Below are 11,370 nucleotides of genomic sequence, written 5' to 3'. Positions count from 1 at the left end.
CGGGATTTGAACCCGCGACCCTCACCTTGGCAAGGTGATGCTCTACCCCTGAGCTACTTTCGCAGTCATTTTTATGATCGTCACTTGTTTTCAACAAGCGTGCAATTCGTGATTGCGGTTGCAAATTTAGTACATTTATTAGAAGTACAAAGCTTTTTTTACTAAAAAAATTAAAAAAAGTTTTAAGCCTGCTTCTTTTTAACCAACATGCGCTTAATTTCATTTAATTTCATCAAGGCCTCAACAGGTGTAAGCGTATCGATATCAGTCTCTAGTATTTCTTCTTTTATATTTTCCAGCAACGGATCGTCTAAATTAAAAAAGCTTAATTGCATCTCATTTTCCATCGATTTCACCTTCTCGGTAAGCTCTTCACTGGAATGCGACTTCTCCAATTTCTTCAAAACCTGGTTCGCGCGACGCAAAACTTGCTGTGGCATACCTGCCATTTTCGCCACATGAATACCAAAACTATGCTCGCTTCCACCTTCAACAAGCTTTCTTAAAAATAGCACATTATCTTTCAACTCCTTAACCGACACATTAAAGTTTTTAATACGCTTAAAAGTTTCGGTCATTTCATTTAACTCATGATAATGCGTTGCAAACAAGGTTTTTGGTTTTGCCGGATGTTCGTGTAAATATTCACTAATAGCCCAGGCAATAGAAATACCATCATAAGTACTGGTACCACGCCCGATTTCATCCAATAACACCAGACTTCGTTCTGAAATATTATTCAAAATAGAAGCTGTTTCATTCATTTCTACCATAAACGTCGATTCGCCCATCGAGATATTATCGCTCGCTCCTACTCTGGTGAAAATCTTATCAACCAAACCAATTCTTGCCGATTGTGCCGGAACAAAACTGCCCATTTGCGCCAACAATACAATAAGCGCAGTTTGACGTAAAATAGCCGACTTACCAGACATGTTTGGTCCGGTAATCATAATAATTTGCTGCGTAGTTCGATCTAAGAACACATCATTCGCAATATAAGCCTCCCCAATAGGCAATTGCTTTTCAATAACCGGATGGCGACCATCTTTAATTTCCAAATCGAATGATTCTTCAATGGTTGGATATACATAATTATTATCCTTTGCCAACTGTGCAAACCCGCATAAACAATCTAACTGACCAATTAAAAAGGCATTCTGCTGAACAGGTTTTATATACTGATTCATCCAACCCACCAATTCGGCAAACAACTGCTGTTCGATAGCCAGAATCCGATCTTCGGCCCCTAAAATTTTAGCTTCGTATTCCTTTAATTCTTCAGTAATATAGCGCTCGGCATTAACTAAAGTTTGCTTTCTAATCCATTCTTCGGGAACTTTGTCTTTATGCGTATTGCGCACTTCAATATAATACCCAAACACATTATTAGATGCTATTTTTAGCGACGTAATTCCCGTGCGTTCGCTTTCACGCTCCAGCATAGCATCTAAATAATCTTTCCCGGATTTAGATAAATTTCTCAATTCATCCAACTCCGTAGAATAACCAGCTGCAATCGTATTACCCTTCAACACATTTACTGGTGCATCTTCGTTAAGCATTTCTTTCACTTTTTCACGAAGCACGTCGCAACTTTGTAGATTATCTCCTATAATTTTTAACGATTCATTTGAACTGTTAGCGGCTATAGATTTTATTGGCACAATGGCTTCCAACGAATTTTTAAGCTGAATAACTTCTCGCGGATTAATTTTTCCGGTAGCTGTTTTAGAGATTAAACGTTCTAAATCGCCAATGTGCTTTATTTGATTCTGTATTTTTTGATGTACCGAAGTTTCCTTCGTTAAATAATCGACTACCTCATGGCGCTGTTTAATTTTACCTACATTTTTTAAAGGTAAGGCCAACCAACGTTTAAGCATACGTCCGCCCATTGGCGAAATGGTTTTATCGATAATATTTAAAAGCGTTACCGCATTATTATTGGTAGAATTGTAAAGCTCTAAATTTCTGATGGTAAACTTATCCATCCACACATAATCGTCTTCGGCAATTCTTGAAATGGATGTAATATGCTGTAATTTGTTATGCTGCGTTTCGGCCAGATAATGCAAAATCGAACCCGAAGCAATAATACCTTCATATAAATCTTCAACACCAAAACCTTTCAGAGTTTTAGTATCGAAATGTTTGGTTAAAGTTTCGTAGGCGTAATCGGTTTGATACACCCAGTCTTCTAAATAAAAGGTATGAAAATCGTTTCCGAAAGTTTCATTAAACAACATACGCTTCTGCTTCGACACCAACACCTCACTCGGACTAAAATTTTGAAGCAACTTATCTACATACTCGGCATTTCCCTGTGAGGTTAAAAACTCCCCTGTTGAAATGTCTAAAAACGAAACTCCAATCTGCTTTTTATCGAAATATACCGAACACAAAAAGTTATTCGATTTCGATACCAAAACCTCATCGTTTAGTGCTACACCTGGCGTTACCAATTCGGTTACCCCACGTTTTACAATGGTTTTGGTTTGCTTCGGATCTTCCAACTGATCGCAAATAGCCACACGCTGTCCTGCCTTTACCAATTTCGGTAAATAGGTATTTAACGAATGGTGTGGAAATCCAGCTAAAGCGGTTTCTCCTTCGCTTCCCGCACCTCGTTTTGTTAATATAATCCCTAATATTCCGGCTGCTTTTACGGCATCATCTCCAAAGGTTTCATAAAAATCGCCCACACGAAATAACAATAAAGCATCTGGGTATTTAGCCTTAATGCTATTATACTGTTTCATTAACGGGGTTTCTTTTTTTGCTTTTTTAGCCAAGGGTAAGTAGTTTTTTAATGTTATTTTTGCATCAATTGTAGGATTGCTAAAGTAGCATAATTTTAGTGGTTTTTGAAATGGAAACACTATAAGTTATCTACAGAATATTGACATTAAAACCACTATGCGTAAATTAAAAAATAGCGAGTTAGATAGATTAAGCGTTGAAGATTTTAAACAGGTTGAAAAAACACCCATTATTATTGTATTAGACAACATTAGAAGTTTAAATAACATAGGGTCGGTTTTTAGAACCAGCGATGCCTTTTTAATTGAAAAGATTTATTTATGCGGTATCACGGCAACCCCACCACATAAAGACATTCATAAAACCGCATTGGGAAGCACCGATACTGTAGACTGGGAATACGTTGAAAACACCATGGATTTAGTTGACCGACTAAAAGACGAAAACGTTAAGATTTGTTCTATCGAACAAGCTGAAAACGCGACCATGCTCAACGATTTTACTCCTGAAGCCAATACAAAATACGCCTTGGTTTTTGGTAACGAAGTAAAAGGTGTAGCACAAAAAGTGGTATCAGCAAGCGATACGGTTATTGAAATCCCGCAATATGGCACAAAACACTCTTTAAATATTTCGGTGAGTTGTGGTGTGGTGGTTTGGGATGTGTTTAGCAAACTAAACACTATTACAGAATAAACCGCTGAACAAAACCAACAGCACTGTAATTTTTAAATCTATAGTTTTACGTTAATTATTACCAATAAAAACTAAAATGAAATCTTTTATCACCATACTATCTTTAGCTTTATTTATAAGCTGTAAATCTGAAATTCAAGTAGGACCAGATTACAGCAAACTGGAAAGTATCCCGACTAAAGAACAGGTTGGTCACTCCGTTTTACCAGACACTATTGCTCCGGTAACCGCTCCATTTGCAATGCCTAAATTTGTAAAACCGAGTTTCCCTGATAGAAGCATCAATATAAAAGATAACATTGAAGACCCAAATGGTTTAATTACAGAAATTATCCAGGACGCTATTAATAATACAAGTACGCAAGGTGGAGGAACGGTAATTATTCCTGAAGGAGAATGGCACACCGGGCGCATTACATTAAAGAGCAATGTAAATCTTCATTTTGAAGACGGTGCCGTACTTCGTTTTAGCACCGACGTTAAAGACTACCAACCAGCCGTTTTTACGCGGGTTGAAAGTTTAGAAGTGATGTCGCTTGCTGCTTGTATTTACGCAAACAATCAGGAAAACATTGCTATTACCGGAAACGGAAAGCTTATCGGACCATTTGACGGAGAAATCAAAGCGCGCTCTTACATGAAGCCTATTGAAACTTTAGTAGATTTAAATAAACCTGCTGAAGAACGCATTCATGATGGTTCAAAAGAAGACTGGATTTTTCCTCCGAAATTCATTTCGCCTATCAACTGTAAAAAAGTATATATTGAAGGCGTTTCATTAGAAAATACAGCCTTTTGGAATATCGTACCAACCTATTGCGACAATGTGATTATTCGAGGTGTTTATGTAAATTCTTATGGTATTCCGCGTGGTGATGGTATCGATATCGAATCGTCTAAAAACGTACTTATTGAATACTCAACATTAAATACCGGAGACGATTGTTTCACCATGAAATCTGGTCGTGGCGAAGACGGTATGAAAGTAAATAAACCAACCGAAAACGTAGTAGTACGTTACTGCTTGGCACAAAAAGGACACGGTGGTATTACTTGCGGAAGCGAGACTGCTGGCGTGATTAGAAATTTATATGTTCACGATTGTGTTTTTGAAGGCACTGTTGTTGGTATTCGCTTTAAAACACGAAGACCAAGAGGCGGTGGTGGCGAACATCTGTATTACGACCGTATTCGAATGAACCTGGAAGCTACAGCCATAAAATGGGATATGTTAGGCACACCTGCCTATGTTGGTGAATTGGCTGAACGTTTACCAGCCAGACCTGTTAATAAACTAACACCGTTTTACAAGGATATTACTATGACCAACCTGATTATAGAAAACAGCACACATTTTTTAAAAGTTTATGGTATTCCTGAATCGCCGTTAACCAATTTAACTATTGATAATGTTGACGCTAAAAGTTCTGGACTTATTATAATTAACGACGGAAAAAATATAAATATTTCTAACGCAAAAATTAAAACTCCAGATCATGTAATTGATATTCTTGGCGGCGACAATATTTCGTTAGAAAACGTTGAAATTAAAACTGAAGCTTCAGCATTAGAATTTCCGAATGAAGAAGCGACTTTAAATAACGTGAAGTTGTTAAAATAATATTTTTCTTACCTATAGGTTTTGATTTTCCTCAATGAAATGGTATGTTTGATTTTCAATCAAAAATCATCATCAATCATGAAATTATTAAAATCAATCTCCCTTATTTTAGCTATCGTTTTATTTTCAAACTGTAAAATTGAAAAAGAAACTAAAGACACAACAATAACAGTATCTGAATTAATTGGAAACTGGAGACTATCAGAAGATTCAGAAACTGAAAATAAAATTAAAAACGTAATATTTAAAGATGATTTCACTGCTGAAATTACTTTTAATGACGGTTCTTCAACAAAAATTATTCAAGGCACTTGGAAATTAGATGAACCTAAACAAATAGAGAAGGGTAATTTCAATCTCACAATGAAATCGGACGTTAAACTTAATTTCGACGAAAGCAACACTAATAATGTTACCGTTTTTCTAAACGCTGAAGAACTTGACAACAAAACAATTCTAACGTCTCACAAATTGACACTTTCTAAAAGTTAATTAGAAAAAATCTCGTGTAACACCCACAAATAATCTTCACGATGATTCACAAAATCTTTATTGGAAACATCAATGATTTTTACATTAAAATCACTTTGAGTTTTTAAAAATTCCAGATAACCGGTGTTTATTTTTTCAAGATAATCGTCAGGAATATTCTGTTCATAATCACGACCTCGTTTTTTAATGTTTTGCTGCAAACGTTCGGTATTCTGGTAGAGATACACATACACATCGGGCTTTCGCAATTCTTTATACATTAAATAAAACAATTTACGATACAGGTTAAATTCATCTTCCTGCAAAGTCACTTTCGAGAAAATAAGCGACTTAAACACATCGTAATCGCTAACAATAAAGTCTTTAAACAACTCAAGCTGTGATAAATCATCACTAATTTGTTGATAGCGATCGGCCAAAAAAGACATTTCCAAAGGAAATGCATAACGGCTGGCATCTTTATAAAATTGCGGTAAAAACGGATTATCAGCAAAGCGTTCTAAAATCAATTTTGCATTAAAGTCATTCGAAATTTTAGTGGCTAAACTCGTTTTTCCGGCACCAATGTTTCCTTCTATAGCAATGTAATTGTACTTCGAAAAATCAAAATCTGTACTTGGGTTATGTAACACCTCTGCAATAGGCTCTAAAACTGATTCATCATTGCATTCGTTCAACAAGACACTAATGTCCTTTTTTAAAACAGGATGCTCGACCTTGGCTGCAATATCATTAAGCGGCAACAAGACAAATTTACGTTTTTGCATTTCTGGATGAGGAACAACTAAAGTTTCAGTAGAAATAATGTCATCTTCAGCCAGAATAATATCTAAATCTATAGTTCGTGCCTCGTAAGCATTAGGATTTGTTCTTACCCGTCCCAAATCAATTTCAATAACCAACAAAGCATCTAAAACCTGTTGGGGTTCTAAATCGCTTTGCAACACTAAACAACAATTATAAAAATCGTCGCTTTCAAAACCAAAAGCTGGCGATTGATAAACTTTAGATATCTTCTTAATCACACCAATACGCTGATAAATTAAATTTACCGCCTGTTGTAAGTGATTTAATTTATCACCTTTATTACTTCCTAAAGCTATATGAAATGTTGTGGGTTGTACCATAAGTACGGCAAAATAACTAAAACAAATTTTATTACTTTATATTTACTATTCCTATTTATTCACAAATTGCATGACTTTAAAAGATAAACTCGCCGCCCAACGTATTTATATGCTTTTAGGAGCTTTGTTTATAACCTCTTTGGTGGTTTCAAACTTAATATTTCAGAAGTTTTTTTATTGGTACCCGTTTGACATTGAAATCTTCGGATCTAAACTTTTTGAAATTTCGGTAGGTATTTTACCTTACCCAATTACCTTTCTAATCACCGATTTAATTAGTGAAATCTACGGTAAAAAAAGAGCCAATCAAGTCGTTGTTGCCGGCATATTTGCTTCGGCATTTTCATTGCTTATTGTTTACGTATCGAGTATTGTACCAGCCACAAGTTGGTCTCCTGTTGACGACAAGATGTTCACCACGGTTTTTGGGAATACAGTGCTCGCGGTTTTTGCCAGTATGATGGCTTATCTTTTTGCTCAATTTATTGACATACAGATTTATCATTTCTGGAAAAGCCTAACCAAAGGTCAACACCTGTGGTTACGCAATAACTTTTCAACGTTTATCTCACAATTTGTTGACACCTTTACGGTTGTCGGCTTACTTTGTGTTTTTAATATTATCCCTTGGGAAAATTTCCCAGGTTTAATTCTGTCTGGATTTCTTTTTAAAGTTTTAGTCGCACTTTGCGATACACCTTTTATGTATTTAGGTGTTTACCTGTTTAGAAAACGCTTTGATTTAAAAGTGAATGAAGAAATATTACTGCTTTAATTTTATAGAAAACTTAACGAAGGAAATGCTTAGTTTCAAACTTTTCTTATGAAATTTGCGTATATAAAGTAACTCATTATTAAACCAATAACCTACTCATAAAAATATAAACCCCATATTTATGAAGAAAGCTTTAAAAATTTTAGGCCTATCTATACTTATTATTTTAGTGCTTTTAATAGCTCTACCCTTTGCTTTTAAAGGTCAGATAAAAGACATGGTTAAATCCTTTATTAACCAGAACATCAATGCCAATGTCGAATTTAGCGACGTAAGTTTAAGTTTACTAAAAAGCTTTCCGCAAGCGAATGTTGAAGTTAACGATTTGGTGATTACTAATTTTGAACCCTTCAAAAACGACACCTTGGTAAGCACGAAGAATATTGCCTTCACCATGTCTGTTAAAGAATTATTTAAAAGTGCCGAAGATGCTCCCTTAACCATAAATTCCATAACTATTGATGACGCTTTAGTTAACCTAAAAACAAACACTAAAGGGAAAAGCAATTACGATATCACAAAAGGCGACGGCTCAACAACAGAAACAGAAACAACCAGCGATAGGGGTTTTGCTTTCGATATTGAAAACTACAGCATTAACAACAGTACATTTCACTATTTAGATGAAGGCTCTAAAATACAATTCAGCATCAATGAATTAAACCATATAGGAAAGGGAACTTTCTCCGGAACAGTTTCTGAGCTAGACACTAACACCGAAGCCCTTGTTAGTTTTAGTATGGATAGCACGGCGTACCTAAGCAACAACCACATTAAGTTGGATGCTTTAATCGATTTAGATTTAGAAAACAGCAAATACACCTTTAAAGACAACAAAGCACTTATTAATCAGCTGCCTTTAGAATTTCATGGTTTTGTTCAGCTTATTGAAGAAGGTCAGGATATCGACATTACTTTCGAAAATCCGGGCTCAACCTTTAAAGATTTCTTAGCGGTTATTCCTTCCAATTATTCAAAAAGTATTGAAGATGTACAAACCACAGGCGATTTTAAAGTAAAAGGGATTATTAAAGGAAAAGTGACCGAAGAGACCATCCCAACTTTAGACATCAGCATCACCTCTAACAACGCCTCTTTTAAATATCCGGATTTACCAAAATCGGTCGAAAATATTATCATTAATACTGAAATTAAAAATGAAACAGGATATGTAGATGACACCTATGTAAACATCAACACCCTTAATTTTAGCATCGATAAAGACGTCTTTAAATCGTCTGCAACGATTAAGAATTTAACCAAAAACATGCTGGTTAATGCCAATGTTGATGGAACTTTGAATTTAGACAACCTAACCAAAGCCTACCCTCTAGAATTAGACCAAGACTTAAGTGGTATTTTGAAAGCCAACATCCGCACCGCTTTCGATATGAATGCCATTGAAACCAATGCCTACGAACGCATAAAAAGTTCAGGAACCATGAGTATTTCTGACTTTAAATTTGATTCGGAAGATATGGTTAATCCGGTTAGTATTTCAAAGGCTGATATGACGTTTAATCCGTCTACGGTAACTCTAAATAACTTTAATGCAACCACTGGAAGTAGCGATATAAATGCCAACGGTTCCATAAACAATTTGCTTGGTTTTGTTTTGACCGATGGCACCTTAAAAGGAAACTTCAATGTAAACTCAAATAACTTTGTATTGAGTGATTTTATGAGTTCAGATGAAGAAGCTCCAGCTTCAGAACAAACTGAAACAACAACTTCAAGCAACTCAGAGACATTAAAAATCCCTGCTTTTTTAGATTGTACTATTAATGCGAATGCCGCAAATGTTACTTACGACAATTTAAATCTGAAAGATGTGAAAGGCGCATTGGTAATTAAAGACCAGCAAGCCACCCTAAACAATTTAACCTCAAAACTATTTAATGGTAATTTAGCCGTTTCGGGCAACGTCTCGACTAAAAACGAAACCCCAACATTTAATTTAGATTTGGGTGCCGAAAATTTCGATATCGCCGAATCTTTTGCTGGTTTAGATATGTTTCAAAGCATCGCTCCTATTGCGAAAGCTTTACAAGGAAAATTAAACACGAAACTAAATTTAAAAGGCGATTTAACACAGGACTTCACACCGAACTTAAATACCCTTTTTGGTGACGCGGCCGCAGAATTATTAACCACTAAGGTAGACCCTCAAAACGCTCAGGTTTTAAACAAACTGGAAAGCTCGTTAAGTTTTGTTGATTTCGACAAGTTCAGCTTTAACGATTTAAAAGCCTATTTAGAATTTGCAGATGGGAAAGTTACTGTTAAACCATTCACCTTTCAATATCAGGATATTGCCATTGAAGTATCAGGTTCGCATGGCTTCGACAAAACAATGGCTTACAACGCTGTGTTTAATGTCCCTGCCAAATATTTAGGAAGTGATATTAATAAGTTGATAAACAGTATTAACGACAGTCAAACAAATGATATTACCGTTCCTATCACGGCCAATATTTCTGGTAGCTATACAGAGCCGAAAGTGTCTACCGACTTATCTAGTGGAGTTAAAAATTTAACGAGTCAGTTGACCGAGATTCAAAAACAAAAATTAATTGGGCAAGGTAAAAATGAACTTAACAACTTACTTGGAGGCCTAACTAAAACAAATTCAACCACAACAGAAACAAATACAGATTCAACATCAACTAAGGAAACAGAAACTAAAACTTCTTCCGAAGAACAAATAAAAGAAAATGTAAAAAATGTTTTAGGTGGTCTTTTAGGAGGAAAAAAGAAAAAGACAGATACCGTGAATTAAAATATTAGAAAAAACACCTTCAAAAAAAAGACAGGCTTATAAACCTGTCTTTTTTTGTTGAATAGCTAGAAAACAGCTATAAATGAATTTTATTTCAATCAAAATTGGAGTATTTCGCTCAAAATGAAGGGTTTTATGTTAAAGAAATGTGAGTTTACTTGCTTTTCTCAATTAAAATATTATAATGTGGTTTAGATATATTTTTAAACAGAAAAAAGATAAATGAGGCAACTTAAAATCACGAAACAAGTAACCAACAGAGAGTCTAAATCCCTTGATAAGTACTTGCAAGATATTAGTAAAATTCCACTAATCACAGCCGACGAAGAAGTGGAACTAGCACAGCGTATCAGACAAGGGGATCAAGTGGCTTTAGACAGGTTAACAACAGCCAACTTACGTTTTGTTGTTTCGGTAGCTAAACAATATCAAAATCAAGGACTTACTCTACCCGATTTAATAAACGAAGGGAATGCCGGATTAGTAAAAGCTGCCAAACGTTTTGATGAAACTCGAGGATTTAAGTTTATTTCGTATGCCGTTTGGTGGATTCGTCAAGCAATTCTTCAAGCTTTAGCCGAACAATCTCGAATAGTTAGATTACCTTTGAACAAAATTGGTTCAATCAATCGAATTAATAAGGCTTATTCGTTTTTAGAACAAACCCATGAGCGTGCTCCGAGTGCTGAAGAAATTGCTCAGGAATTAGATTTAACGGTTAGCGACGTTAAACAATCCATGAAAAATTCCGGACGCCATCTATCCATGGACGCACCATTAAAAGAAGGTGAAACTTCTAATTTATATGATGTGGTTTCAACTGGTGATTCACCAAACCCGGATAGAGAATTAATAAACGAATCGTTAAGTACTGAAATAGAAAGAGCCTTAGATACCTTATCGCAAAAAGAAAGCGACATTATTCGTTTAAACTTTGGGTTAAGTAATCAACCACCAATGAGTTTAGATGAAATTGGAAAAACATTCGATTTAACTAGAGAGCGTGTGCGCCAAATAAGAGAAAAAGGTATTAGACGATTAAAACATACATCGAAAAGTAAAATTTTAAAAACTTATTTAGGATAGACCTAAATATACTCACACTATAAATAAACTA

8 protein-coding genes are annotated in these 11,370 nt (G+C 35.3%); 6 read left to right on the top strand and 2 right to left on the bottom strand.

Translation table 11 applies throughout. From position 1 onward, the window contains the following. Positions 1-182 precede the first annotated feature (182 nt). Positions 183-2,795, bottom strand: a complete 2,613-nt coding sequence (gene mutS / locus ICJ85_RS11195; RefSeq protein ID WP_188223886.1) for a DNA mismatch repair protein MutS — start codon at positions 2,793-2,795, stop codon at positions 183-185. 124 nt (positions 2,796-2,919) lie between these two features. Between mutS and ICJ85_RS11190 the strand changes: the two genes are divergently transcribed. The 3 genes from ICJ85_RS11190 to ICJ85_RS11180 all read left to right on the top strand — a co-directional run bounded on the left by ICJ85_RS11190 (position 2,920) and on the right by ICJ85_RS11180 (position 5,572). Next, positions 2,920-3,459 (top strand): RNA methyltransferase, encoded by a 540-nt coding sequence (locus ICJ85_RS11190; protein ID WP_188223885.1) that lies wholly within the window; start codon positions 2,920-2,922, stop codon positions 3,457-3,459. A gap of 76 nt (positions 3,460-3,535) precedes the next feature. After that, positions 3,536-5,080 (top strand): glycoside hydrolase family 28 protein, encoded by a 1,545-nt coding sequence (locus ICJ85_RS11185; protein WP_188223884.1) that lies wholly within the window; start codon positions 3,536-3,538, stop codon positions 5,078-5,080. 78 nt (positions 5,081-5,158) lie between these two features. Next, a complete protein-coding gene (locus tag ICJ85_RS11180) occupies positions 5,159-5,572 on the top strand; it encodes a hypothetical protein (RefSeq protein ID WP_188223883.1) in 414 nt (137 codons plus the stop codon). Here ICJ85_RS11180 and folK read toward each other — a convergent pair. Continuing rightward, the gene (folK, locus tag ICJ85_RS11175) at positions 5,569-6,699 is read right to left on the bottom strand and encodes a 2-amino-4-hydroxy-6-hydroxymethyldihydropteridine diphosphokinase (protein ID WP_188223882.1); all 1,131 of its coding nucleotides are present in this window, start codon (positions 6,697-6,699) and stop codon (positions 5,569-5,571) included. The two genes, ICJ85_RS11180 and folK, sit on opposite strands and share 4 nt — an antisense overlap. A 70-nt stretch (positions 6,700-6,769) precedes the next feature. On the opposite strand from folK, the gene ICJ85_RS11170 reads away from it, so the two are divergent. The 3 genes from ICJ85_RS11170 to ICJ85_RS11160 all read left to right on the top strand — a co-directional run bounded on the left by ICJ85_RS11170 (position 6,770) and on the right by ICJ85_RS11160 (position 11,339). Beyond that, positions 6,770-7,474 carry a queuosine precursor transporter gene (locus ICJ85_RS11170; RefSeq protein WP_188223881.1) on the top strand — a complete coding sequence of 235 codons (705 nt, stop codon included), beginning with the start codon at positions 6,770-6,772 and terminating at the stop codon, positions 7,472-7,474. Positions 7,475-7,595: 121 nt separating this feature from the next. Further along, positions 7,596-10,253, top strand: coding sequence for an AsmA family protein (locus tag ICJ85_RS11165; protein ID WP_188223880.1), 2,658 nt, complete (start codon positions 7,596-7,598; stop codon positions 10,251-10,253). Positions 10,254-10,475: 222 nt separating this feature from the next. Further along, positions 10,476-11,339, top strand: a complete 864-nt coding sequence (locus tag ICJ85_RS11160) for a sigma-70 family RNA polymerase sigma factor (protein WP_188223879.1) — start codon at positions 10,476-10,478, stop codon at positions 11,337-11,339. The last annotated feature ends 31 nt before the right edge of the window (positions 11,340-11,370 follow it).

Origin of the sequence: Aestuariibaculum marinum, assembly GCF_014596975.1 — a bacterium.
GTDB classification, from domain to species: domain Bacteria; phylum Bacteroidota; class Bacteroidia; order Flavobacteriales; family Flavobacteriaceae; genus Aestuariibaculum; species Aestuariibaculum marinum.
This window is presented reverse-complemented; position numbering and strand designations above follow the sequence as displayed.